General features: G+C 49.9%; 19 protein-coding genes and 1 tRNA gene. 3 read left to right on the top strand and 17 right to left on the bottom strand.

Features of this window, described 5'->3' with window-relative positions; translation table 11 throughout:
- Position 1: 1 nt before the first annotated feature.
- The 5 genes from TERTU_RS06515 to TERTU_RS06495 all read right to left on the bottom strand — a co-directional run bounded on the left by TERTU_RS06515 (position 2) and on the right by TERTU_RS06495 (position 6,162).
- Positions 2–1,147: a cupin domain-containing protein gene (locus tag TERTU_RS06515; RefSeq protein WP_041590093.1), complete on the bottom strand. Its 1,146-nt coding sequence runs from the start codon at positions 1,145–1,147 to the stop codon at positions 2–4.
- A gap of 37 nt (positions 1,148–1,184) precedes the next feature.
- Positions 1,185–2,609, bottom strand: coding sequence for a di-heme oxidoredictase family protein (locus tag TERTU_RS06510; protein WP_015820832.1), 1,425 nt, complete (start codon positions 2,607–2,609; stop codon positions 1,185–1,187).
- A gap of 46 nt (positions 2,610–2,655) precedes the next feature.
- A complete protein-coding gene (locus TERTU_RS06505; RefSeq protein ID WP_143876273.1) occupies positions 2,656–3,264 on the bottom strand; it encodes a glutathione S-transferase family protein in 609 nt (202 codons plus the stop codon).
- A gap of 571 nt (positions 3,265–3,835) precedes the next feature.
- Positions 3,836–5,578, bottom strand: coding sequence for a D-lactate dehydrogenase (gene dld, locus TERTU_RS06500; protein WP_015817270.1), 1,743 nt, complete (start codon positions 5,576–5,578; stop codon positions 3,836–3,838).
- A 20-nt stretch (positions 5,579–5,598) separates the two neighbouring features.
- Positions 5,599–6,162, bottom strand: coding sequence for a DJ-1/PfpI family protein (locus TERTU_RS06495; RefSeq protein WP_015816846.1), 564 nt, complete (start codon positions 6,160–6,162; stop codon positions 5,599–5,601).
- A gap of 383 nt (positions 6,163–6,545) precedes the next feature.
- Between TERTU_RS06495 and TERTU_RS06490 the strand changes: the two genes are divergently transcribed.
- Positions 6,546–7,094, top strand: coding sequence for a hypothetical protein (locus tag TERTU_RS06490; RefSeq protein ID WP_015819966.1), 549 nt, complete (start codon positions 6,546–6,548; stop codon positions 7,092–7,094).
- A gap of 264 nt (positions 7,095–7,358) precedes the next feature.
- Here TERTU_RS06490 and TERTU_RS06485 read toward each other — a convergent pair whose 3' ends face one another.
- The 12 genes from TERTU_RS06485 to thrS form a co-directional block, all read right to left on the bottom strand.
- Complete coding sequence (locus TERTU_RS06485; protein WP_015819795.1) at positions 7,359–9,146, bottom strand: ATP-binding protein; 1,788 nt, start codon at positions 9,144–9,146, stop codon at positions 7,359–7,361.
- Entirely contained in the window at positions 9,139–10,272 is a 1,134-nt protein-coding gene (locus TERTU_RS06480) for an SIR2 family protein (protein ID WP_015819649.1), read from the bottom strand. Before TERTU_RS06480 ends, TERTU_RS06485 begins: the two co-directional genes overlap by 8 nt.
- 1,161 nt (positions 10,273–11,433) lie before the next feature.
- Positions 11,434–11,510 (bottom strand) — tRNA-Pro (locus tag TERTU_RS06475).
- 92 nt (positions 11,511–11,602) lie between these two features.
- A complete protein-coding gene (locus TERTU_RS06470) occupies positions 11,603–11,956 on the bottom strand; it encodes a MerR family transcriptional regulator (RefSeq protein WP_015819942.1) in 354 nt (117 codons plus the stop codon).
- Positions 11,940–12,263, bottom strand: a complete 324-nt coding sequence (gene ihfA, locus TERTU_RS06465) for an integration host factor subunit alpha (protein WP_012779336.1) — start codon at positions 12,261–12,263, stop codon at positions 11,940–11,942. Before ihfA ends, TERTU_RS06470 begins: the two co-directional genes overlap by 17 nt.
- A complete protein-coding gene (gene pheT, locus TERTU_RS06460) occupies positions 12,247–14,631 on the bottom strand; it encodes a phenylalanine--tRNA ligase subunit beta (protein WP_015817155.1) in 2,385 nt (794 codons plus the stop codon). Before pheT ends, ihfA begins: the two co-directional genes overlap by 17 nt.
- A gap of 103 nt (positions 14,632–14,734) precedes the next feature.
- Positions 14,735–15,724: a phenylalanine--tRNA ligase subunit alpha gene (gene pheS / locus TERTU_RS06455; RefSeq protein ID WP_015818684.1), complete on the bottom strand. Its 990-nt coding sequence runs from the start codon at positions 15,722–15,724 to the stop codon at positions 14,735–14,737.
- Between the two features lie 214 nt (positions 15,725–15,938).
- Positions 15,939–16,298 (bottom strand): 50S ribosomal protein L20, encoded by a 360-nt coding sequence (gene rplT, locus TERTU_RS06450; protein WP_015818090.1) that lies wholly within the window; start codon positions 16,296–16,298, stop codon positions 15,939–15,941.
- A 36-nt stretch (positions 16,299–16,334) separates the two neighbouring features.
- Positions 16,335–16,529 carry a 50S ribosomal protein L35 gene (gene rpmI / locus TERTU_RS06445; RefSeq protein ID WP_018013586.1) on the bottom strand — a complete coding sequence of 65 codons (195 nt, stop codon included), beginning with the start codon at positions 16,527–16,529 and terminating at the stop codon, positions 16,335–16,337.
- A gap of 458 nt (positions 16,530–16,987) precedes the next feature.
- Positions 16,988–18,256: a glycosyltransferase family 87 protein gene (locus tag TERTU_RS06440; protein ID WP_015819778.1), complete on the bottom strand. Its 1,269-nt coding sequence runs from the start codon at positions 18,254–18,256 to the stop codon at positions 16,988–16,990.
- Between the two features lie 693 nt (positions 18,257–18,949).
- The gene (gene infC / locus TERTU_RS06430; RefSeq protein WP_026160453.1) at positions 18,950–19,492 is read right to left on the bottom strand and encodes a translation initiation factor IF-3; all 543 of its coding nucleotides are present in this window, start codon (positions 19,490–19,492) and stop codon (positions 18,950–18,952) included.
- Between the two features lie 63 nt (positions 19,493–19,555).
- The gene (gene thrS / locus TERTU_RS06425; RefSeq protein WP_015817780.1) at positions 19,556–21,469 is read right to left on the bottom strand and encodes a threonine--tRNA ligase; all 1,914 of its coding nucleotides are present in this window, start codon (positions 21,467–21,469) and stop codon (positions 19,556–19,558) included.
- A 271-nt stretch (positions 21,470–21,740) separates the two neighbouring features.
- On the opposite strand from thrS, the gene TERTU_RS06420 reads away from it, so the two are divergent.
- Both TERTU_RS06420 and TERTU_RS06415 read left to right on the top strand, forming a co-directional pair.
- Complete coding sequence (locus TERTU_RS06420; RefSeq protein ID WP_015820320.1) at positions 21,741–23,102, top strand: capsule assembly Wzi family protein; 1,362 nt, start codon at positions 21,741–21,743, stop codon at positions 23,100–23,102.
- 72 nt (positions 23,103–23,174) lie between these two features.
- The gene (locus tag TERTU_RS06415) at positions 23,175–25,670 is read left to right on the top strand and encodes an SLBB domain-containing protein (protein WP_015816818.1); all 2,496 of its coding nucleotides are present in this window, start codon (positions 23,175–23,177) and stop codon (positions 25,668–25,670) included.
- The last annotated feature ends 99 nt before the right edge of the window (positions 25,671–25,769 follow it).

Genomic DNA, 25,769 nt, shown 5'->3' with positions numbered 1-25,769 from the left:
ATCAGGCTCCGACAAGTTCCATTTTTTCTGGTTCTTCAGCTTGCTGAGCGACGGGTTCCTCAACCTCGGCTGCCGCGAAATGAACGACAAGATCTGCAATCCTTGCCATGACAACGCCCAGCATCGACCAGCCTTTCTCCTGGATTTCGAGCAAGGGAGCAAGATCACCCACCGGATATTCGCGGATAAAGTCGTATCCCATTTTTACGTGCTCGTGGTCGTGCATGGAATGTTCGTCAAAATGCTTGTTAGTGCTTTCTGTCTGCATCGCAGGCTTAACATGCTTGTAGAAAAACGTTGCAGAACACTCCACCACCAAATGGACCAATACCACTTTTTCGATATCACTCAGCGTTTGAATAATATTTTGAAACCAGGCAGCGGACGATTCGAGAATCGGGTCGAATACTGGCGTTTTCTTGGTTCTTGCCTCAGACAAATCCCGATTGTGACCTAACTCTTCAATCAAGTGATCCCAAGCCAGGTCTTCATGCGCGCCTTCACGTGTACATAACACCCGTGCAAACACCATTTTTTGGAAATAGTTGGACCAAACCTGGAAACAGTCTAAAAATCGCGCCTTGTTAGCCGGTTTGTCTAGCAGCCCTTTATTGATCAGTGCGAATAAGCGGTGCTTGTCAAAGCGCTCCATATAGTATTCGTTACGCTGAAATAATATTTCTTTGGGATCATCGCGCAACGCCATAGCATCCGCCTCTCGCTTTTCAAACGATGCCCATGGATCTGTAATTTCTTCATACAGCCCACGCGAATCAAATTGAAGAGAAAGCCCCCAAAACCCGTTCGGCTGCCCGCCGATAAAACCGTGATCTCTACCCGGTGGAACCACCAAAATGTCGCCGGCGTTCATACTGCTTTTCACATCACCGATGGTTTCAGCACTACCTTCACACAGCAGAATCATCGAATCGACAGGGTGAGTGTGTTCATCCAACTGCTCACCCGCTTCCAGCCGAACCCACGCCATAGAAATACGATTGTCTTTGGGTAAAAAATCCACCAATGCGCTGTGCTTGGTAAAATCCTTAACGTGTCCCAGCCAATGCTCTACGCCGTTTACCACAACTGTTCGCATCGAGGGGATATCATCCCTGTTGATCAATTGAACTTGATTAGTCGTGCTCATAACTTTCTCCGTTTCCGCTAGGCATTAAGAATTATGGTTATAGTGTGTCGCGCTCAACGACTTGCAATGATTTCAAAAACTCAACGATTTTGGCTTTTTTGTCTGCATCCAGTTGATCAAAGTTATCTCGGGAGACACGTGCCTCACCGCCGTGGTACAAAATGGCTTCGGTGATGGTGGTAATATCGCCGCGATGGCCATAAGGCGCGGAGCTACCGACGTCCCACAATTTTCGGGTAAGAAATAATTCGGCACCCGGTCGGCCATCTTGGGAAAGTCGATCCTGATCCAGTACTTCGTTGCAGTAAAAGCGAATGGCATCTTCTCGCTCAGGTGCATCACATAGGTTATGCAATTTGAGATCGGTGTAGGCTTCCACTGGAATATCGCCATTCGCCTCAGCGTGCAGTCGCGGACGAGGCCCCTCCGTCGTCATGTTCCAGACAATCGATTGGGTTACATCACGGAAAGTGTGTTCCAGGTTAAGAGGGCTCGGCTCAGAAAACAGCGGGGAATTCAGCTTGAGTGATGGTTTATGGCATGAACCGCAACCGACATTTTCAAACTCCCGCTTACCGTCTCGAATGCGATGCTGCAATCTGCGGTTTTCCGGCATAACCTGTATAGGTACAGGCAAGGACGCCTGCCACACGGTAAGTGCAGTTATATCGCCAATGGAAAGCTCGCGATGTACACCGTCCAAATCGTGGTCGCTGTCGAACCCTTTACCCGCAAACAAGTCGAAGCGTTCTTCGGCCTGCATACCGTGGTGATGATTCATCGCGTCTATCGTGAAATGTCGCAGAGAGGCAATATTGCCCGATTGCGCAAACGGTCTCACCATCAAGTCTGGCCGAATACCTTTGCTGTCAACCACTTCACCGCCTGCTACGGTAATCTCAAAATCCACGCCTTTACTGGAAATTACATGCTCGCCATCGGCCAGCCCCTCGGCCTGTGCTCGCAACTCATAGGTCATTTCTCTCGCGACCATTTCAATCGCACCGGCGCCGTGCATACCGAGTGTATTGCGTTCATTGCTAAATTCATTCGAAACGGATTCTGTGACCGGGTCCAGACGCTGCGCGAGAATGAATGCGTTAACAACAAACTCACCGGCACCACCAACAAAAGGCTGCGAGTGGCACCCGGCACAAGAATTGGTTTCCGGTGCAGAGGTACGAATAAATGCAGGCTGCGTTGGCTCGCGTTTTTCTCCACCGCCTGTCGTCGCCGGACGACCTAGTCCATCACAAATGTTAAATTTTGCGGTAAACAAATGCTCGCCAAGCTCGCGAATCTTACGCAGGGAAGCAGCGCCATTTGCTATATCCGCATGCTCCACATGCGGGCCCATCACGCCCTGCTCCGGGTAGTCCGGCGGACAATCCGCATAGGAAAATAGCGGCAAGCCCAGGCCTACCATCAGAGTCAAAACACTTTTTTTACGAAAAATATCCACACGTCCCCCGACATCGAAAATAGCTGTTAATAAAGCGTCAATACGACTATTTCTTGGCATTCATCGAAATAAAGCCGTTGATTGATTCCACATTCCCCAACCAGTGCCTAATATTCGAATAGATATCCATTTTTACCCCCGCTTCCGGCGCGAGCTTGGTGTAGGTGTACAGGGCGATATCGGCGATAGTATGTTGCTCGCCAACCATCCACTCGCGGCCATTGAGATATTCATCCAGCAAATTGAGAAGAGAAATGGATTCATTGATGGCTGCGGTGTAGTCCAGGTCTTTGCCGAGTAATTTGATCGCTCGTGCAGTGACCAGGCCCTTCACCATCTGGTGTGAGGCTATCGATAAAAAACGCTGTATTTCAGCCAACTCCACTGCGGCGTCCGGCAACCATGCACCCGTCTTATCGTAAGTTTTTGCGAGATACACCAGAATTGCACTGGAGTCAGCAATAACCGTATCGCCATCCACCAATACCGGAACCTGACCAAGCATATTCAGTTTGCGAAATTGCGGCTTTTTGTGCTCGCCGTTTTTCAGGTCTACGTTTATAAGCTCATAATCCAAACCAAGAATTGAGAGCATCAGCTCTGCTCGATGTGAATGCCCGGATATAGGATGACGGTATAACTTGAGATTGCTCACATGCACTCCAAATAAAAGCCACGAAATTCAGGCGGCTATTCAACGTGAATGCGAGCGTGTTTTATAGATAGCAAAAGTAGATATTGAGTTTATAAATTGTTGACAATGCGACAGTTGACTTTCCTACAAGCCCGCAAAAACCTGCGGATTTTAGAGTGTAGTGGTTAAAAAAGGCTTCGGCTTAAGGCCTAGTTTAGGCTGGAAAAAACTTTCGATACGCGTGAGAGTGTGACTCATGTCCTAAAATTGAATGATTACAGTGGGAATTTTTTGCAGCACGAGCACCAGCGAAAATCTGCGCGCTGGTGCCTGAATTTTTCTACTGACGCGAGTTTCATTTGCTTTGGCACGCTACGATGATTAAGTCCGCAGCGGTCGTAGACACACTCACAGTATGTAGACAAGTACGCACATTTACCTTCAAGACTAAAAAAAGCTACTACACGCTTTAATGATTTGATTTAGCCCTACCCAACGGGTGGAGCAGGCAAGCTAAGCCAGTAGGTAAGCAGCTAAGTAAGTAAGTAAGCAGGTAAGTAAGCAGGTAATTACGTAAGCAGACAAGCGGCAGTTAACAACAGCCACCGTACCGCTTTTGCTTGGATGTTTTGCCAATACCGGAATTAAATGTGTTGGTGGGGTCGAGGCTGCGGTAGAACGCTTCTGTTTCTGGTGGGACTTGGTACAGATGGCCAAAGTTATGCTCGGCTGGATAAGCGGCTTGACGCGTATCCTGGTAGGCCAACAGGGCTTTTTTTACGTCCTTCGCGCAATGGCCTTTCTTTACCAGATAATCCTGATGGAACACATGGCAAAAAAAGTGACCGTAATAGAGAGGAGGCAGAATTTTTTCACTGATTTCACTGGGCAGTGCCTCAAACCAGTTGGATTCATTGCGCTTTAGGGCAATATCCAGTGCAACAATATCTTCAACTTCCTCGGTATTTACCTGCAAATAGCGCACTCCTGCTCCCGCCACCGCAAAGCGGTGCAACATTGCATCTGTGGCTTCATCCGGGGTACACGCAATGTAGGCGCCGTTGGAGGTGGCGTTACTTTTATCCGCTCGCTCATGCTCGCTTTCATTGCCAAACAGCGAGGCGAGATACCTGTTTAATTCTGCGATACCGTCCCCCGACATCTTTATAATCAAGTGATGTTCGTAACGTGCGTGAAATCGCAGCAGGCGGTTTGGCAAATGCTGTGGAAACAGCTTACTCGCCCACTGCAGCATTCTGTCTGGCAAATCTCTCGGCAGCAGAGGAACACTATTTAACACCGACGTAAAGTAGCCCTTCACCGAAAAAAGCCTGGGCATAGCATCGGTCCCCAACCGCTTTATCGCGATAAAGGTATCCTTGCCATAGTCCCGCGCCACATCAAACGCGGTTTTATGAATATACTCACCTAATACCGGCATGTGCTCGAAGGAGCTGAGAATATGCCGCCGAATTTCGGTAAACACAGCGTCATCGTTGGTACCCAAATAAAACACTTGCGACTGCTCTTCTGCAACAAAGGTATCGAGCCTTACCGCGAATACCGCCAACTTGCCCGCACAGCCGCTGGACTCAAACTGGCGGCGCGGATCGGCGTTATAACGCGCTGGGGTTTCTGCGTTTACATCGCGCACCCGCGCAATATATTCCCGGTCAGATGCCATTTTGTCCGTTGCAGGCGCGTTCGACTCCGCAGGCAACGCTTCGAGTCGCTGTAGTATCTCCTGCGGCGAATCGCCTAATTCCAGCCCCAAATGGTTAACCAGAGTAAGCTCGCCCTGCTCGTTCACCTGGGCATAAAGGGACAGTTCTGTATAAGCTGGCCCACGCTGTACAAGCGCGCCACCAGAGTTATTGGCAATACCGCCCACCACAGAAGCGCCGATACACGAAGAACCAATAACCGAATGCGGTTCACGCTTTAACGGCTTGAGGGCATTTTCCAGTTGATACAACGAAGTACCAGGAAAAGCCAGCACCTGCGAACCTTCGTTGAGCAGCACCAGCTTGTCCAGTTTTTTGCCGCTGATAATCACCACCGGCCGGTCGTAATCGTGCCCGCTCGGGCTGGAACCTTCCGTTAAGCCAGTGTTTGCAGCTTGCATAATGATGATGGCCCCCGCATTAACGCAGGCCTGGAGCACCTGCCACTGAACCCATAAACTGGAGGGAAAGACAACCGCAACAGCGCTGCCCTCCCCTGAGCGAAATCCGGTGCGGTAATAACGGGTTTGTTTGCTCGAGGTTAAAACGTTCTCTTCGCCCGCCACCTGTTGTAACGCACGGATCAGCTCACTATTGCTCATGCTAGCCATTGCCCTGAAAAAGGATATCTCTATTTATTAAGTAACTCGTTAAACTGTTTCAGCCAGGCGGGATGCGCAGGCCAGGCAGGCGCGGTTACCAGGTTGCCATCGGTGATAGCGTCGTCCACCGCGATATCCGCATAGTCGCCCCCCGCAAGTTTAACTTCCGGTGCGCACGCAGGATAAGCCGATACTTTCTTGCCTTCAATAATCTTCGCCGCAGCCAGCAGTTGCGCGCCATGGCAAATTGCGGCAATTGGCTTGGCACTGGCGGCAAAGGCGCACACCATGTCGATAACCGCAGGGTTCAGTCGCAAGTACTCCGGCGCTCGACCACCGGGAATCACCAACGCATCGAACTGACTCTCGCTTACATCCGCAAAGCTGGCGTTCAAGGTAAACGCGTGGCCAGGCTTTTCTGAATAGGTCTGGTCGCCCTCGAAATCGTGAATCGCCGTTTTTATTTTGTCCCCGGCAGATTTATCCGGGCATACCGCCAACACCTCGTGCCCCATCGCCTGCAGCGCCTGAAAAGGCACCATCAACTCATAATCCTCAACAAAATCACCTGCAATAACCAGTACTTTAGCCATCGTTATTCTCCTTGGAACTCAACTGAAACATAAATGTTAATTTTCACGCCACAAAAACGCGAGCAAAGACAAACCGCAGCCTAGAGCGTGCGCGTCGTATCTTAGGCGGCTTAGAGTGTTGAAATTGTGAATAGTGCGGTTTTGGTATGGTTTAATCAACCCGCTGCAGCATATGCTCACATAAATCGTTCGGGCGAGTGCTTTCAGCTAATGGTTCAGTTCTGTAATTGAAAAAATAGAAAGGTACTGCAACAATTTACTTGGAATACCGAGTGTAGATTATTGCCAACGCCCGAAATTTGCGTTTCGCAATCGACCGGAAGAGAGCATCAAGTAGAAAGCTGCAAAGCAATACGCTGAAACTTAAAAGGCCAGAGTAAGTTGTGAACATCTACGCCGTAAGGCAAGACAATTACAAATACCGCGACATCGATTTACATATCGACGATGTTATCGATGCCTTCCCCGAACGCTACACGCTCCACGAGTGTATGAAGTTCAGTGAGTTCAATATTGCAACGGCTGATTTTTGGCCTCTTATGAAAACGGAGTTTCTGCCGGGAGACGAGCACAGCAACGCCATACCTGATATTTCACCTTGGGTAGACGCGACCTTACTGCTCTCGCCCAAAGCCTTTCGATTCCTTGGTGACCTAATGAAACCCTTGGGCGAATTCTTCCCCCTCGTCGTCGAGGGGGAAGCCTATCAGATTTTTAACTGCCTGACGCTCGTGAACACTTTGGAAGCACAGAGCGAAATCGGTGAAATAATTGTTCTCGATGAAGGCAGCATCGGCGAAAGCCTGCTATTCAAATCCCAATTTCAAAGCTGCTTGGATACCTACTGTACAGATCGATTTAAACAGGCGGTGGAGGAGTTCGAACTCCACGGTGTAGTCTTTGATAGGCGGCTTGCCAGCACTTGTCAGTAATACTGACAAGCTAGAGGCCATTGCTTGCGATGCTCGGGGAACGTGTCTTTAGCTCAGGGTCAGTTTTTTGAGCCGCCCTATAGGGTTAACTTGGAGTTCTGTGAAAAACTGTACTAGGCATTGATAGCGAAATTTAAAAACAGACGTTAACCATTCAGAATAGCGCTTTTGAGAAAGCCACGTTAAGTGCAACCTGTCTCTCGTCTGCCATCGACGGACATTAGTCTAATCCAAACTCAAAGATATTCCCCTTATTTCTGATATTTAAAAAGGTATTGATTGATCGTTCCATAAGACACTTAAATCCACGTCATCACTGTCAGGTTGATTCTCAACATTCAGCTTGCTAAATTGAATTACCATCGGCAAGTCAAAGGAAGTTCCTGTCACTATACAGCAACCTTTGCTCAAGTTTGGGATCATGCCTCTCGACAGACTGTCTAATGTGCTTACTGTGTTTTCCAGTAAAAATAAATCCCTATCGTTGACCAGCCTATGAATGAAAAAGTTATGCAATTGTGACATTATAGTAGGAGATATATCCGCTGGTCGCTGACTGGACAGCGTGAGATACATACCAAACTTCCTGCCTTCCTTAATTATTTCCTCAAAAAGTTCCAGCCTATAGTCTTTCCAACTCTCATACTCTCTGTTTGATTGTACTGATAAAATGTTATGAGCCTCATCTATTATGAGGTGCATCGTTTTTGTCGGTGGACTTTGGTTTGCAAGAGCATTTTTATGCTTGTTGTAATAATACTTTGCAAGGAGCAATGGAATTACCTTTTTTGTTTCCTGATTTGCCTTTCTCATTGATATGACAGTAAGTATTTTATCGTCTTGCTCATTGGAAACAGTAATGACTTTCTTCAATGAAGAAATTGATGACTCTATTCTTTTTAGGAGAGGCTGAATGTGGTCGAATTGAACATACCCGCCAATCAGATCGCTTGCTAGCTGAAGGTTAATACGAACAATCAGTTGGTCAAAATGTGTTAAAGCCGGTAACGTGATATTGTCTATGTCATTTTTAAAATAGTTGATATATGTGCTGTCGTTTTTACCACCATCTAGTGATGCAAATGGATTGCTACCTGGAAAGTAGAATTTCTCAAGTTTTCCATGCCAGCTTAGTCGAGAAAGCTGATCCTCTAACTCCGTTGCGCCTATTAGTTTCGCAACAATTCTAAGAAGATCAGAAAACTCCTTTTTAGGTGAAGCGGAAGTCAATGCGCGAGTAAAAACTTTTTTAGTGTAGGCTTGCAGGCTATTGGGTACGTCCAAATATTTCTCCCGCCCTTTAACCACCCTAGACAAAAACGGCTTTTGGGTGTTTTCTGTAGCCTTAAAAAGTATGCCAAAAACCTCCGCATCCCAAAATTCCTCTTCAGAAAGTGGAAATCGCTGTCCTTGGTCGGTTTTTGTGTCGAGTATATATACGCTTTTCTCCTCTAGCGGGAGAAGCTGGTTGCCGGTATATTCACCATTAAAATCGAGAACAATAAATTGGCTTTTCCCAGCTATGCTGGCTTTCTTTTTTTCAAATAAGTTTGTATATAAATTGGTTAGCGTATTGGACTTTCCACTTCCTGTATTACCAAATATTCCGATATGGGTATTAAACAGTTTTGACCATGATAGAGAGACGGGAATACCTTCCTTTAACAGCTTTCCGACGAAAAAATCCTCTTGGCATCGCCCATATATTGTTGATAGCTCGGACTCCGATATAAGGAATACCGAATCTCGAATCATTGGTAGGTATTTTATTCCCTCCAAAAATTCACCTTCTTGAAAGTAACCTATTGGCCTTAGCTCAACCTTTCTAACAAAGTCGGTCTGATCTTCGTTCAATTTCTTTTCATCTAAATACTCGCCCTCGACGATACAAACTATGTTTCTAAAGCCGCGCCGTATTGTCACGTGTTCCCGTATTGAGATACCTTTATATTTCTCTCCAAGGTAAAAAAGCGTTTCTTTGTTTGATTCGTCAAAAACACGAATGACAATTTTTACACCTCGTACCTCTATTACCTCTCCAACGCTATCCATTAGCAGTTCCATCGCCTTTTGATAAAGTGAATACTTGTGAGTTGAATGCAGAAAAGTTTAGGACAGCTTCGGTTGTTACGAGCTTAATATTTGGATAGTCTTTAAACTTCGCACTCATAACAGACTTCTCAGGTTCGTTAAAACAGCAAACGTAAACGGTGAGAGATGGATTTGAAAGTGATCGCTGGACAAGATGTAATATGTGTTCGTCTGCGAATGAAAATCCGAATGTTATAAAAACGGTATTCGGTCGTTCAAGCTCAAAACTAAGATGTCTAAGAATTTGATAATAATTCTCTTCAAAAACGGTTTCATAAAACTTCCATTTGGTTGGATTTACTATAGGAAGTTTGTTGTACTTACTCCAAAATCCTTGGCAATATACTTCGTCGTTGTGCTGCAAAGCAAGAAGGTCGTTTTCAGTGGCATTCTCATTTCCAACAATCGTGGAAAACTCACTGAGAAGCTCCAACTCTCTTTCGTTAAATGATATTCCTGCATCCTGATTGCTGTAGTCCACGACAATGTGGCCGCTTTCTTTTTTCCAATATACCGATCCGTGTACATGCAGGACGTTTATTTGAGGTGTTGGCGTTGAATAGTTATCAAATATTCCTTTTTGTATAACGTGATTGTTATAGTTTTTCGTATGAAAATATCTTTTTTTGAAGCCGTTTGTTCCATCGTTTATGGAAACTGTTTGACCGCTATTCGATAATATATTTTCTGCTGCAAACTCTAGGCAGCCATCATAGTTTGTAGTGTATATATTGCATTTTCGTTCGTTAGCTTTCTTTTCCTTTATCACACTAGAAACGGTTGATATGAAATCTGTATAGTGATTTATCACCTCTAATCTGTGAGGTGGTAATGGTACAGGAGGGTTTGATTCGATAGCTGGTTTTATGCAGGAATTGTAATAGTGCATAAATAACAGCGTATTTAGTGTTTCTTGATTCCGCTTGGTCAATTCAACAGATAGCGTTTCAACCGTGAACTGTTCTTCCATCAAGCTATCTTTGAGTGATAGCTGTAGGGTTGGCAAGTATCCGAAAGATGCGCCAGAGCCAATTAGAAAGTTTAGATTCTGTTCATATATTTCTGAAATATTTAACTCTGATGCCATGAATAATATCCTTCTTATTTTCTTTGCGCGGTTTTAGACCTTGAAGCTAAAATGAAGGTCGAGCAATTGATTTTGCTTTATGGCGCGAACCCAGCCCATTGTTTAGTTATTTACACTACTCATGTCAGTTATGGTCCCATCAATAATTTTTTTGCCAGATATACAATAAATGGGTCCATCCTTTATTTATGCCCGCTAAAGGTCGAAAGCAGCTCTTCAACGACGTTAAAAGAAAGACACCTAGCCCACCCCAGCGGTACTAATAAGCGGGGAATAAACAAACAGCAGTGCAGTAAAACTCTCAAAATCACTCTTCGATTTTACCAGTGGTCAGAACTGCTTTTTGTGTGCCTTTAAGAGCCTGATTGATAGAGAGGACTAAAGAAAGAGGGGTTGAGCGGCTATAGGCATATAGCGATGGATGATTTTGCCACTGTTCAACAGCCAAAGTTGAGGCGGGCGCCTCGTGGTGAGCTGGGGTGAACCTCTCCCCTTTATCGTATCTGAACTCCATTCAAGCACATCCGATTTGCCTTACGAATTCTGGGAGTTTATGGGGGGAGCCGGAAACTTGTCAAATATTGATCACTGGCATTCATAGCCACCTATTACTGCCGCCCCCCTTTATCTGGAGTCGAGTCAGTGGCGCTGCCAATGCAACAAGACCACACTCTGAATCACCTAGTCTAGGGCACGTCTTACGCCAAAACACGCTTCGAATTTGGACTTAATATGGACTTAAATTACAGACACAAAAAAGCCACCCGTTCAGGGAGTTAGAGAGATCACGGGGGTGTGGCCGGAATGGACTCGGTGCTTTGCATCTCGGGCTGTGCGCCCCAGGCTGCACCCGTCCCTATCGGGCGCCCAAATCTGCCTTTGGCAAATTAGTGAACCGAGGTCTAAGAACAACGTCGGTCACTTCAACCGGCAAACAAAAAAGGCCACCCGTTGGGTGAGTTAGAGAGATCACTGGGGTGTGGCCGGAATGGACTCGGTGCTTTGCACCTCGGACTGTGCGTCCCAGGCTGCACCCGTCCCTATCGGGCGCCCAAATTTGCCTTTGGCAAATTAGTGAACCGAGGTCTAAGAACGAAAGTCCATCACTTCAGCCGGCAAACAAAAAAAGGCCACCCAATAGGTGGCCTTTTTTTGTTTGATTGGTCGGAGTGGCCGGATTTGAACCGACGACCACCACACCCCCAGTGTGGTGCGCTACCAGGCTGCGCTACACTCCGAATTCGCTGCGTACAATGGCAGGCGAGGCGCACATCATACGGATTACAGGGCTTTATGCAAGCCCCTTTTTTGCTGTATTTTGGCGGCTTGATTAGCTTTTAAGCATCGCCAAAACGGCTTCCAGCTCTCTGATCATATCCTGCACAACATCGCCCAGAACAAGTTCTTCAGGCTTGCCGTCAGTGGTCATTTGCTGGCGCGCACCACCGATGGTAAAGCCTTGATCGTAGAGCAGGGAGCGGATCTGGCGGATGGTAAGTACATCGGACCGCTGATAGTACCGGCGGTTGCCGCGGCGTTTAACCGGTTTGAGTTGCGGAAACTCCTGTTCCCAATAACGAAGAACGTGCGGTTTTACCGCACACAACTCGCTGACTTCTCCAATGGTGAAGTAGCGCTTGCCAGGGATTACGGGTAATTCGTCGTTATTACTCGGTTCCAGCATACGCTTCGACTCGTGCCTTTAATTTTTGTCCTGGCCGAAATGTTACCACCCTTCGCGCGGTGATAGGGATCTCTTCCCCGGTTTTGGGATTTCTGCCCGGACGCTGTTTCTTGTCGCGTAAATCAAAGTTTCCGAAGCCGCTCAGCTTCACTTGCTCGTTGTTTTCGAGCGCGTTGCGAATCTCTTCGAAGAAGTACTCTACCAGTTCTTTGGCTTCACGCTTGTTGAAGCCAAGTTCCTCGTAGAGGTTTTCTGCCAAATCCGCTTTGGTTAACGATTCTTTTGAGCCATTATCGGAGGCTTGCATCGAATTCATCCCCCAGTTGCGCAACGATTGCGCTCACTGCACTGTTGATTTCTTCTTCATTAAGAGTGCGTGAAGGATGCTGAAAGGTCAAGCTAAAAGCAAGACTTTTTCTTTTAGGATCAATGCCTTCGCCGCTATAAACGTCAAAAACCTTTAACTTCTTCAAGCTTTCGCCAGCATTATTTCTGATGACAATTTCGAGCTGTGCACTGCTGACGCCCTTGTCGACAAGTACGGCCAAATCGCGGGTAACGCCCGGGAATTTAGACAATGGCTTAAACTCGGGCACGGTGCCTTCGGCGACAGCCTGTTGGTCCAGCTCGAACACGAATACTGGGCGTGCGATACTCAGCTGCTTCTGGACTGCCGGGTGAATGGCACCTAAATAGCCTACAATCTTGTCGTTCAAGACAACATCAGCACACTGACCAGGGTGCATGGCGGGGCGTGTGCTGGGTGCAAACTGGAACGCCTGGCCAGTAATCGCCAGCAGCGACTCCAGGTCCCCTTTCAGGTCGTAAAAATCCACTTCACCTTTGTCCGCGGACCAGGCCGCCTCGTAGCGCGGACCGTAGATTAAACCGGCAATACCCGGTACCTGGGTTAGCCCTGCTTCGGAAGGGACAAAACGCAGGCCTTTCTCGTATAGTCGCACGCGGCTTTGCTGGCGGTTGAGGTTGCGTACCAGGGTATCCACCAGACCGGGAACCAGCGAAGTGCGCATGGTGCTCATATCGGCAGAAATCGGGTTGAGCAATTCAACGGCTTCTCCACCTTCGAAGAGCTGGTGCAATTTCGGGTCGATAAAGCTATAGGTAATTGCTTCCTGATAACCACGCCCTATCAACTGGCGTGCGACACGGTCTTCGGGAATTTTCTGCTCGCGAATAAGCGGCAATTCCGCAGTAATACGCATCTGGGTGCTGGGCAGGTTGTTGTAGCCGTAGATACGCGCCAATTCCTCGAGCAGATCCTCTTCGATGCTGATGTCGAAGCGGTAAGTCGGTACGTTGAATTCCCACCCTGTTGCGGTGGTATCCCGCAGTTCCAAACCAAGGCGCGCGAGAATATCCAGCACTTCGTCGTCCGGAATAGCGAAGCCGAGACCCAGCTCAATGCGTTCGCGACGCAGGGTAACGCTGCGTGCAGCGGGCAATTCTGTTGGCAACTCCTGGCAAACAACAGGCCCTGCTTCACCGCCGACGATGTCGAGTAACAGCTGGGTCGCTCGCTCTAATGCGGCGACTGTGCCATTGAAGTCTACGCCGCGCTCAAAGCGGTGCGAGGAGTCGGTATGCAGGCCATAGGAGCGCGCGCGACCGGCAATGGCCAGCGGCGAGAAGAACGCACTTTCCAGGAATATATTGGTAGTAGTGGTAGTAACCGACGAGGGTTCGCCCCCCATAATACCGGCCATGGCCAGCGGGCCTGCGGCATCTGCGATCACCAGGGTGTCGCTGTTAAGTTTTACTTCCTGGCCGTCCAACAACGTCAGGCATTCATCCTGTTCGGCCATGCGCACGCGGATGCCGCCATTCAGTTTGTCCAGGTCGAACGCGTGCATCGGCTGACCCAGTTCGAGCAGGATGTAGTTGGTTACGTCCACAATGGCATCGATGGAGCGAATACCGCCGCGGCGAAGGCGTTCCTGCAGCCATTGCGGGCTCGGCGCACTCACATCAACACCCTTGATAACGCGCCCGGCGTAGCGGGCACAGGCATTGCCCGCCAGCAGCTCAACCGGGAAGGATTCCGCTGATTGTGGCGCTACTGGTGTAATCTCGGGGTAGCTCACCTCACATCGGTTCAATACGCCCACTTCGCGCGCAAGGCCCTTAAGGCTCAAGCAATCACTGCGGTTAGGGGTAAGGTCTACTTCAATAATGGTGTCGTTAAGACGGAGGTATTCGCGTAAATCGGTGCCTACTGGCGCGTCTAGGGCGAGTTCCATCAAGCCGGAATCATCGTCACCCACTTTCAGTTCAGTTTCTGCACACAGCATTCCCATGGATTCCACGCCGCGCAGCTTGGCCTTTTTAATTTTGAACGCTTTACCGTCGTCACCCGGTGGCAGCTGTGCGCCTACCAGGGCGAATGGAATTTTGATGCCCACGCGCGCGTTGGGGGCCCCGCAGACTACTTGCTTGATGCCGTCTGGCGCACCGGCAACTTTACATACGCGCAGTTTGTCCGCGTCCGGATGTTGCTCGGCTTCCAGAATTTCGCCGACGACCACCTGACTAAAGCTGCCGGCCACCGGTTCTACGCCGTCCACTTCCAGGCCAGCCATGGTGAGCTGTTCTACGAGTTGTTCTGTGTTAATGCTGGGGTTTACCCAGGTACGCAACCAGGATTCGCTGAATTTCATGTTTTTTTAGCTCTGTATTCTGTGGAAGCCGGACATTCCACACTGTATTAATTGTGTGCTCGCACGACCACGCGCGCGCATGCTTTCTGCTCTGACCGTTGGCTTAAAATTGCTTCAAAAAGTCGAGATCGTTCTCGAAGAACAGGCGCAAATCATTGACGCCGTAGCGAAGCATGGCGAGGCGCTCTACCCCCAGGCCGAACGCGAAGCCGGTATACACCTCTGGGTCCACGCCACTTGCACGCAGCACATTCGGGTGCACCATGCCGCAGCCACCAACTTCGAGCCAGCCGGTTTTGCTGGACGCCCACTGAATATCGAACTCAGCTGAAGGCTCCGTAAACGGGAAGAAGGATGGACGAAAGCGTACTTCGAGGTCGTCTTTTTCGAAGAACACGCGCAGAAAATCCACAATGGTCCCTTTAAGGTCTGCAAAGCTGACGTTTTTATCAACAACTAACCCTTCCACCTGATGGAACATCGGTGTGTGAGTCTGGTCGGAATCGCAGCGGTAAACACGGCCGGGGCAGATGATGTAAATCGGCGGCTGCTGGTTTTCCATGGTGCGCACCTGTACCGGCGAGGTATGGGTGCGCAATACGCGGTCTTCATCCACGTAGAAGGTATCGTGCATCGCCCGCGCGGGGTGATGTGCGGGAATATTGAGGGCATCGAAGTTGTGATAGTTGTCTTCAATCTCCGGGCCCTGCTCAACTTTATACCCGACGTTACTGAAGATGCGCTCGATTCTGTCCAAAGTGCGGGTTACCGGGTGTAAGCCGCCCACCTCGTTACGGCGCCCTTCAAGCGTCACGTCGATGGTTTCGGAGGCGAGTTTGGTATTGATCGCCGCCAGTTCCAACGCTGCCTTTTTCTGGTTTAGTTGTTCTTGAACACGGGCAACGGCTTCGTTAATTTTGGCTCCAACCACCGGGCGCTCTTCTGCGCTTAGTTTGCCGAGGGTTTTGCGCAGCGCGGTGAGCGGGCCTTTTTTGCCCAGGTAATTGACTCTCACAGTGTCCAGCGCGGCCAGGTCGTTGGCGCAGTTGACCAATTCAATCGCTTCTTCGGTTAACGCTTCTAGATTTTCCATAGTGGTGTGTGCTTCGATACTTATTCGAATGTCGAAATTTGAGAATTTGCGCTTACGCAAAGCGCAGAGAAGGTGCTGATTATCGCTGAACTGGCCAGTGATTTTGAGCGAACAGGCGTTATTTTGGCTGCTCGCCAGAAAAAATAAAGGGAAGCGTCGAAACGCTTCCCTTTATGATCGTTTTACAAACCCATTGGTTACCCAATGACTTTGATCAAGCAGCCAGCGCGTCTTTTGCCTTCGCTACAATAGCGGCAAATGCAGGCTTGTCGTGAATAGCCAGGTCAGCCAATACACGACGATCCAGCGTAATCTCCGCTTTTTTCAGACCAGCGATCAAACGGCTGTAGCTCATGCCTTCGGCGCGAGACTGTGCGTTGATACGGGTGATCCAAAGCGCGCGGAAATTGCGCTTTTTGTTGCGACGGTCGCGATACGCGTACTGACCCGCCTTAATAACGGCTTGTTTAGCTACACGGAATACGCGCGAACGAGCACCGTAATAACCTTTTGCTGCTTTTAAAACTTTCTTGTGGCTGCGGCGCGCCACCACTCCACGTTTAACTCGAGCCATGTGAACTCCTCTCTAAATAATTACTGGTGGGGCCAATTACTTGGCGCGCAACATACGATCTACCGCTGGCACATCAGCCGCGTTCAGCGTGCTGGTACCGCGCAACTGACGCTTGCGCTTGGTAGTCATCTTAGTGAGGATGTGGCTTTTGAAAGCGTGTTTGTGCTTGTAACCGCCAGCAGTCTTTTTGAACCGCTTAGCAGCACCGCTATGTACTTTAGCTTTTGGCATTTGTCTTCTCCAAAATCGGGTTTAAACCCAGAGTGTTACTTTCAGAACCAACTAGGCAGCTAAAAAGCCTGAGGGTTCGTTTGTTAGGTCAGAACCTGCGCGAACACGTGCACAGCCCCTGCCCTACTTTACGCCGAGTACTTACGTATGGCGTAAAATCTGTGAGCTACGCGCCTCGCCAAAGCTGTATCCAGCGAATAAAAAACGCGCAACATCGAAATACTATTCTTCGCGACGCAGCCCAAACTGGCTGCTCTCTGCGTCAACTTAAACTATCAACGCAAAATCAACTCATCAACTCTAACCAGCAAAGACAACGGCTCGTATCTTGTGCCAGTTCTCGTGACCAGCCATGCCCGGATCGCGAAGCTTGCGGATTTTAAAGGTGATTCGGCGAATACTCAAGTGATACAGAGCCAATCACTTGAAGTAAGTACCCACTTATGACCCAAAAGACGTTACACCAGCCGTTTTTGTGGCTTGGTCCACACCCGCACGGCTAATGTGCCCCGCATAGGGAAACATGCCGTTGTGAGTAGACACGCCAAACCTAGGGTTGCAAGAGTAAGCACCATAGACCTGTCGACTGGCAAGCCGATGCTTCCCAGCATGGTAGACACATTGATATAGCGCGCACCTGCCAGAAACAACCCGGCGAATATCACAAACTGCACTCGATTCAACACGGGAAGCGCAATGAGCGTGCCCGCGAGCAAGGTGTAGTCATAGATGTGCAGCGGCATGCACAGGAGCGTTATGAGGAACACAAGGGCGACGTATTGGGGAGCAAACGGGGGCGTTACCCACTCGGCAACAACCAAATGGCGATGAACAAGCGCTACCACAGCAACGAGTAAGGTGCCTAACACAGCAACCGTCGCCGTAGCCCAGCCAGTGAGTGAGCGCAGGCCCGGCAGGATACCAGCATCATTCGGCCCTCCGGCATGCTGGTAGTCGGCGATAGAACGTTGCAACTCTGGCAACGGATTTAGATCTCCTCCCCACAGCAACATGATGCCGTTGAACAACCCCACCACCAATGCTGCGCGGAAAAATACTGGCCGCCGAACCGGCTGTGCAAGTATGAACCCCATCAAAAGCAACGATAGATGCGGCTTAATAGACGCAACCAACACACAGATCGCGACCAGCCAGTAGCGCCGCAGCTCCAAAAAGTAAAGCGCACCGAGTATGCCAGCCAAGGCAAAAAGCGAGGTTTGCTCCACGTAAATCGTAGCGGCCACCGAGCTGACCATGCTAGCGACCGCAACGACAACAGCAACACTCAACGCCCTGTGCTTGGTTATTACCGCCGCCTTTGTATGGCGTGAGATGAGCATCCAGAGAAGAGAAAGGGTAATTAACCACACGAGAATATTGATACCGGCCAACAACCAGCGGGCAGTATTCCAGCTACCCGACAAAGCAACGGGAACCGTTACCAACGCCAGAGACGGCGGGTAGAGATGCGCTGCATCGCCGCCCTGGTCACCGTAGAGCGTCGGGCGAAAATTTTCACCCTGCATTTCCTCAGCCCATACTCGTTGATACAACAGATGATCGTAAGGGCTGTTACCCGAGAGCCATATCTTGCCACTCACGTAGAGATGCCTGCCATCGAGAAATTTGTTGGGCGCTGTTCCACTCATGGGTTTGAGTAACAGCAACAACGTACATGCGGCAAACAACACGGCCAATACGCGAAAAATAACGGGAGAAGCTTTCATAAACTGTACCTTCCATGAATAACAGTTTGTCGGGATGCTTTACCCATAAATCCGGCAGCTAACTGACATCTAAACCACTGGATTAGGTCGAGTTTTAACGAGCTGGTACAAAGGAACACGCTGGAAAAAGTGCGCATGTTTCTTCATCGGAAAAACTCGATCAGCCATATGTTTTCACACATGCCACAACGTCGGAGTAAAACATTCCCAGCGAAAAAGGCACGCCAATTAACTAACTGGTTCCGGTGCAGTTCGGTGGAATCTCATCCAGTGGCGTGCGGCTTCTTTTACCTCAGCAATCCATATGCCGCTACCTATTGGCTAAATAGCGTCTGTGGCGTGCTAGATTTCGTTTTTTCGATTTGAAAGGAAGGAGGTTTTTGCATTGGCGCGTGGAATTTTTTACAAAAATTTTCTGGCGCCAACAGCGAGGCGGAGCAACTGGAAGTGCGGGGCGAGAGGCGGGCAAAAAGAATGTAACAATAATTTTTTATAAGCCCCAAAATAAAAAATGCGCCCAACCGGTGCGAAAGAACTTTCACACCAAAGGTTGCGCGCATTTTTAGTGACGTAAACTTTTACAACCGTTTACGCCTACAACCGCTTAGGCTTCGCGACTTAAATACCGCAACCACAAACGCATTAAAACTGTTGTTTGCAATTACCAGTGCTTAGCCGCAGATGTACTGCAGATTATTTACGCTTCTTGGGCGCTAACACCATAATTAACTGGCGCCCTTCCATCTTCGGATACTGCTCTACTGACGCGATTTCATCCAGATCTACTTCGATACGTTTCATCATCTCCATACCGAGCTCCTGGTGAGCCATTTCACGGCCCCGGTAGCGCAGAGAGACTTTTGCTTTGTCGCCATGCTCAATGAAACGCTGCAAGTTACGCAGTTTAACTTTGTAGTCACCCTCTTCAGTACCAGGGCGAAACTTCATTTCTTTAACCTGCTGTTGCTTTTGTTTCTTTTTGGCTGCCGCTTTTTGCTTCTTAATCTCAAAAAGGTGTTTGCCATAATCCATGATTTTGCAAACGATTGGCTCGGCCTCGGAAGCAATTTCCACCAGGTCGAGACTGGCAGCCTGAGCGGCCTCCAACGCTTCTGTGAGGGTCACAATTCCAACTTGTTGACCGTCGGCGCCTATAAGGCGTACTTCTTTAGCTTGTATCTGATCATTAATCGCCGCTTTCTTTGAACGCCCTTTGGCAGTATCACGATTGTTAATGGTGCATTTCTCCTCTGCAAATTAATCGTTATCCAGCATCCGCTGTCTTTTATAAGGCGAAAACTATGCCCGCCCACGCTTGGCGACGCTGTCTGCCAAGAGTGTAGCAAAATCGTCAACGGAGTATGTTCCCAGGTCTTTGCCTTCGCGGGTGCGAACCGCAACGGAGTTGTTTTCCATTTCCTGGTCGCCGACGACCAGCAGATAGGGAACCTTCTGGATTGTGTGCTCGCGGATTTTAAAGCCGATTTTTTCATTTCTCAAGTCGGAAACCACCCTAAAACCCTCGTTTTGCAAGGAGTTACGGACTTTTTCGGCATATTCGGCTTGATTATCTGTGATATTCATAACAACGACCTGCTCTGGCGCCAGCCAGGGAGGGAAGGCACCCTCGTAGTTCTCGATCAGAATACCAATAAAACGCTCGAACGACCCAAGAATGGCGCGGTGCAGCATGACTGGCACCTGACGGGAGCCGTCTTCTGCGACAAACTGTGCATCCAAGCGTGCCGGCATAGAGAAATCCACTTGAATGGTGCCGCATTGCCATACTCGGCCAATGCAGTCTTTCAGGGAGAATTCAATCTTCGGCCCATAAAATGCGCCTTCGCCGGGCAGGTACTCAAATGCCAAACCTTTTGCGTTAAGGGCATCCGCGAGCGCCTTCTCAGATTTATCCCACACTTCCTCGCTGCCAACCCGCTGTTCCGGGCGGGTGGACAAGCGGATAATCACGTCCTCAAAGCCGAAATCCCGGTATACCTCGTACAACAGGTCGGTAAAGATGGAGACTTCGCTTTGAATGGCGTCTTCAGCACAGAAAATATGGCCGTCGTCCTGAGTGAACGCACGAACACGCATAATGCCCTGCAGCGTGCCTGAAGCTTCATTACGGTGGCAGGAGCCGAACTCGGCAAATCGTAGCGGCAGGTCGCGATAGCTCTTCAGACCCTGATTGAACACCTGAATATGACAAGGGCAGTTCATCGGTTTAACCGCGTAATCGCGGGATTCTGACTCAACGGTGAACATGCCATCGCGGAATTTATCCCAGTGCCCGGAGCGCTCCCACAAGCTTCGGTCGACAACCTGTGGCGTTTTAATTTCTTTATAGCCGTTTTCGCGCTGAACTTTGCGCATATACTGCTCAATTGCGGTGTACACCGACCAGCCTTTAGGGTGCCAAAACACCATGCCCGGCGCTTCTTCCTGCAAGTGAAACAGGTCGAACTTTTTGCCCAGCTTACGATGGTCGCGTTTTTCCGCCTCTTCCAACCGGTGCAGATACGCTTTCAGGTCTTTCTTGTTCGCCCACGCGGTGCCGTATATCCGCTGTAGCATTTCGTTTTTCGCGTCGCCTCGCCAGTAAGCGCCCGCGACTTTCATCAATTTAAAGTATTTGAGTTTGCCGGTTGATGGCACGTGGGGGCCACGGCAAAGGTCTTCGAAGTCGCCCTGCTTATATAGAGACAGGTCTTCGTTCGCAGGAATACTCTCGATAATCTCCGCTTTGTAGTCTTCGCCAATACCGCGGAAAAAAGCCACGGCTTCGTCGCGCGGCAGCACCCGGCGGGAAACAGGGATATCCTGCTCAGACAACTCCGTCATTTTTTTCTCAATGGCGGCTAGATCTTCCGGGGTGAACGCCCGCGAGTAGGCGAAATCGTAGTAAAAGCCGTCGTCAATAACCGGCCCGATGGTCACTTGTGCTTCCGGAAACAGCGATTTCACCGCTTGCGCCAACAGGTGAGCGGTAGAGTGGCGGATCACCTCCAGACCTTCTGGCGATTTTTCCGTCACAATGGACAGGGCCGCATCTTGCTCAATGGTGAATCCGGCATCTACTTCCTTGCCGTCCACAATGCCAGCCAGGGTAGCTTTGGCCAGACCTGGGCCGATATCAGCGGCAACATCCAGAACGGTAATGGGGTTGGAGAATTCGCGCTTGGAACCGTTGGGGAGAGTTATAACAGGCATATTTGTATCCTCAGTGGTGACCCCTACGAAAGGCCACGTGATTATGGGTGCGACGAACGGAACATGATCACCGCACGTAAAAAAGCGAGCCGCGGATTATATAGACAAGCGACGTACAAGTCTAAATTCACGACACGTTTGAAATTGTAATCCATCGTTGACTGACCGCCAAAAGCCCTTATCATGCAGCTCTCGCTTAACGCCTTAAGAAACTCAAGGATTACCACCGGTTTTGCTTCCCCTTCACCCAGCAACGCTCGCCAGATATCTCGTGATAACGCTGCTCGCCACAGCGTATAAACAGAGCGCTGCATCGCCATGGATAGACGCCGGAGACGCCCGCACCCGCCACCACCTGCTAATTCTAAAAGACGCAGGTAAAATTCGGCTGCCACTTAATACCTGGCCGCTCATGTGGAGCGGGGTAAAGAGTGAGTTGGACGAATTGCGAGCAGAATCCCTCAGTCAGCGAGAACTGTGGTCGTATCAATACTTGCGGCACCAGCTTAAGCGCGCGATGCGTGAAACAGAACTCAGCATTCAAGCACAAGCGGCGAGCAGCCCAGGCGCATTTGCCGGCTTTTCAGCGCCCGAAAACGACCCGCAATTCGGTCGTATTTCATCAACATTTACCCGCACTAACTTTGCCCTCAAGCTATCGCGAAGTTACGTATTCGATCCGTTGGACGACCACACGAATCGATACGATGACTCCTATATCGCCACTACACTTGGCAATTGGGTGCTTGGCGTCGGCGCACAATCACGCTGGTGGGGCCCGGGTTGGCAATCGAGCCAGATGCTGAGCACCAATGCCCGGCCAACGCCCGCACTTTTTGTTCAGCGCAAAGATGCGAGCGCCGCGAAAAACACCTACCGCACCCCCGTTAGCTGGGACATTGCGCTCTTCGCTGGCGAACTGCAACAAAACGACTACGAGCGAAAACCGCTGTTCTCCGGGGCCAGGCTCTCTGTGTCTCCTTCGCGCTTTCTCGAAATCGGTGCAGCGACCACGCAAATATCCAGCGGTGAAATAAAGCGAAACGACGAGCCCGCAGAAGAAACCGAGAGCTACAAAATGATCAGCTTGGATTGGCGCGCGAGTACGAATGCGCCCTGGGGCCAACTGGCGGTTTATCAGCAAATGGCTCAAGACAATTCTAAGCTAGGCGAGAACAGTTACGTTTACGGTATCGAAAATGCGATGCTTCTGGGCAATACCCATACTCGCGTTGCCATCGAATATAACGACAATACACCGGTGACAACGGAAAATACCGATCTGGTTCATGGCTACCGCAACTACGAGCGCAGCCTGGGGTCGGCATTCAACTTCGATAAGCACAGCCAAAGCGCAACACTGTTGGCGCAGCACTATTTCAGTAACGGCCACCAACTACACTGGAAACTAGGCAGAGTTACCTTGAACAACGATAATACGCCCGAAGTAGCGGCCACGGAGGTCGCAGAACAGCATGCACAGAACACCTCTTTTGCTGCTGTAAGCTACTCTGCGCCAGTTAACAGCTGGTTGAAAATCTCTGTCGGTGTTAATTACTTCGCGAATAAGTTACGCCTGGCAGACGAAACAATCAGCTCCGGCGGCTACGCAACCTTCGACCTTGAATTTTAAATGCACCTGGAAACAAGAATCAGCACGGAAACCACTCATCACATGAATGCCCATCCTATACAAGCCTGCTCTATGAACGTGAAAAGATTCAGCTACCTGCTTGGCCTTCTCGTCTGCCTCTTCGCCAGCCTGCATATCAACGCTCAGGGGCTGGGCTTTACCCCCACCCCGGAACAGATCGAAAAATTCAAGCAGATGTCACCCGCCGAGCAAGAAGCGCTCGCGCGCTCGATGGGAATTAATCCCAGCGAATTTCAACAGCTCATCGGGAGTGGCAGGAGCTCCACTCCAGCCGCTGACGCACGGGAGGCAATCTCAGGTAAACGTGAGCGAATTAAATCCGGTACCGGCGAGTCCGAAGTCGAAAAAACCGCGTTGCTCGGCGTGGACGAACTAAGCCTGGAAGAAGATAAAGAAAAAGACTCGATCAACGAAAAGCTTGAGCTCTTTGGTTACGACATCTTCCAATTTGGTGCAGATACTTTCTCGCCAAGCGTCGACATCCCTATTCCCTCAGACTATGTCTTAGGGCCAGGCGACACGATCAACGTGCAGCTGTACGGCAAGGAAAACACCACGCACAGCCTGACAATTGATCGCGACGGCCAGGTAATGTTCCCGAATATTGGGCCGGTATCCTTGGCGGGCTTGTCCTACTCCAAGGGCACTGCAAAAATCGAAGAAATTGTCAGCCAGCAAATGATTGGGGTTAAAAGTTCAGTCACCATGGGCACGCTGCGCACTGTGCGGGTGTTTGTACTTGGTGAGGCAAACGTCCCCGGCTCCTATGTTGTGGGTTCGCTGTCCACGATGACGAACGCCATTTTTGCCTCCGGTGGCATTACCAAAATCGGTTCGTTGCGCAATATTCAATTGAAACGACAGGGCAAGGTCGTTACGACACTGGATCTTTATGATCTACTGCTGCATGGCGACACCAGCAAAGATGCACGGCTTCTACCCGGCGACGTTATTTTCGTTCCCCCCATAGGTAAAACCGTCGGCGTTGCGGGCGAAGTAAAACGCCCTGCTATTTACGAACTACTGAAAGAAAAGAGCGTTGCCGATGTTATCAGCCTGGCGGGAGGCCTACTTCCCACCGCGTTTGTGCCCGCATCACGGATCGAACGTATTTTGCAAGACAGCGGTGAGAAAACGCTGGTAAACCTGGACCTTTCGACCAATTCTGGTCGGAGCTTTAAGGTGCGCGACGCTGACGTAGTACAGATATTTTCTACGCTGGAAACCATGCGCGATATCGTCAAACTGGAAGGCCACGTAAAGCGCCCCGGCGGTTTCGCCTGGCGGCCGAATATGCGGTTTACCGATATCGTCAGCAATGTGGACGATTTACTGGCTAACCCGGATATCGAAATAGGCATTATTCAGCGCGAAGAAAAATCGACTCGCAAAATTCATGTGCTGACATTTTCGCCGAAAATGGCATTCGCCAACCCAAATAGCCCAGCGAATATCAAATTGGAATCGCGCGATACCGTCACCCTGTTCGATTACGAAACGGATCGCAGTGAGCTGCTTGAGCCTCTGATGGAAAGACTGAAGACCCAGGCCAGCATTAACCACCGCCAAAAAATCATGGAAATATCAGGCAGCGTTCGCTTCCCCGGAAGCTACCCGCTGGCAAAAGATATGGACACCGTAACCGCAATTAACCTCGCTGGCGGCCTCACCGAGAGCGCGCTGGGAACGTCTGCGGAAATCACTCGCTACGACCTGAATGAACAGCGTACAACAGTCGTTATGCATATAAGTCTGGATATGCAACTGGATAATCCAGTGCTGATGGCCGGCGATACCCTACGCATAAAACAAATCCCTCTGTGGCAGAAAAAAGAATCCATCTCGCTCCTAGGGGAAGTTGTACACCCTGGCAACTACACCATCTTGCCGGGCGAAACCATTATGGACGTCCTTCACCGCGCTGGCGGCCTAACCCCGCACGCCTATCCTGAAGGTGCCGTTTTTTCTCGCGAAGAGCTGCGCCAGCTGGAAGCGGAACGACTTGAAGACCTGCGCGATAAAATTGAATCGGATATCGCCGCGGTAAGCTTGCAGGAAGGTAAAGTCAGCGACGAAAAATCCGAGCAAATTCTTGAGAACCTGAACCAGGTGAAAGCGTTGGGTCGCATGGTTATCGACCTGCCCGCCATTATGTCCCACCCGAACGAACTGGATTTTCAAATGGTGGATGGTGATACTCTGGAAGTACCCCGCTATAAACCTTCCGTTACTGTGGTCGGAGAGGTGCAATTCCCGACATCGCACTTTTACGACAAGCGCCTTACCGTGGACGATTACGTCGACCGCTCTGGCGGCACCAAGTACAACGCAGATAAAAAACGTATTTACGTAGTAAAAGCCAATGGCCGTGTATTTCTGCCCAGCAACTCCGCCTGGTTTAAAAATCGCAGCCAGGCAATCGACCCCGGCGACACCATTATCGTACCGCTGGATACCGATCGTGTAGACCGCTTGACGGTCTGGAGCAGTGTGACGCAGATTATGTATCAGGCGGCGTTGGGTATTGCGGCGATAGGGAAGTTATAGGCCCACCGAAGGCGGGGCTTGGGGAACACTCCCGCTGGTCGTTTCTGGGGGCGCCGCCGCCGTGCGGGGCCTGCCTGGGGGACACTCCTTTTGGTCGTT

Source organism: Teredinibacter turnerae T7901, from assembly GCF_000023025.1.
Classification (GTDB): domain Bacteria; phylum Pseudomonadota; class Gammaproteobacteria; order Pseudomonadales; family Cellvibrionaceae; genus Teredinibacter; species Teredinibacter turnerae_B.
The sequence above is the reverse complement of the archived record's forward strand: the minus strand, read 5'-3'. Positions and strand labels throughout refer to the sequence as shown.

What these genes read in the sequence shown, in the direction of transcription:
- TERTU_RS06515 (WP_041590093.1), bottom strand. Translation starts at nt 1,147, where the DNA reads ATGAGCACGACTAATCAAGTTCAATTGATCAACAGGGATGATATCCCC.
- dld (WP_015817270.1), bottom strand. Translation starts at nt 5,578, where the DNA reads ATGGCTAGCATGAGCAATAGTGAGCTGATCCGTGCGTTACAACAGGTG.
- TERTU_RS06495 (WP_015816846.1), bottom strand. Translation starts at nt 6,162, where the DNA reads ATGGCTAAAGTACTGGTTATTGCAGGTGATTTTGTTGAGGATTATGAG.
- TERTU_RS06485 (WP_015819795.1), bottom strand. Translation starts at nt 9,146, where the DNA reads ATGGATAGCGTTGGAGAGGTAATAGAGGTACGAGGTGTAAAAATTGTC.
- TERTU_RS06480 (WP_015819649.1), bottom strand. Translation starts at nt 10,272, where the DNA reads ATGGCATCAGAGTTAAATATTTCAGAAATATATGAACAGAATCTAAAC.
- TERTU_RS06470 (WP_015819942.1), bottom strand. Translation starts at nt 11,956, where the DNA reads ATGCTGGAACCGAGTAATAACGACGAATTACCCGTAATCCCTGGCAAG.
- ihfA (WP_012779336.1), bottom strand. Translation starts at nt 12,263, where the DNA reads ATGCAAGCCTCCGATAATGGCTCAAAAGAATCGTTAACCAAAGCGGAT.
- pheT (WP_015817155.1), bottom strand. Translation starts at nt 14,631, where the DNA reads ATGAAATTCAGCGAATCCTGGTTGCGTACCTGGGTAAACCCCAGCATT.
- pheS (WP_015818684.1), bottom strand. Translation starts at nt 15,724, where the DNA reads ATGGAAAATCTAGAAGCGTTAACCGAAGAAGCGATTGAATTGGTCAAC.
- rplT (WP_015818090.1), bottom strand. Translation starts at nt 16,298, where the DNA reads ATGGCTCGAGTTAAACGTGGAGTGGTGGCGCGCCGCAGCCACAAGAAA.
- rpmI (WP_018013586.1), bottom strand. Translation starts at nt 16,529, where the DNA reads ATGCCAAAAGCTAAAGTACATAGCGGTGCTGCTAAGCGGTTCAAAAAG.
- TERTU_RS06440 (WP_015819778.1), bottom strand. Translation starts at nt 18,256, where the DNA reads ATGAAAGCTTCTCCCGTTATTTTTCGCGTATTGGCCGTGTTGTTTGCC.
- thrS (WP_015817780.1), bottom strand. Translation starts at nt 21,469, where the DNA reads ATGCCTGTTATAACTCTCCCCAACGGTTCCAAGCGCGAATTCTCCAAC.
- TERTU_RS06415 (WP_015816818.1), top strand. Translation starts at nt 23,175, where the DNA reads ATGAACGTGAAAAGATTCAGCTACCTGCTTGGCCTTCTCGTCTGCCTC.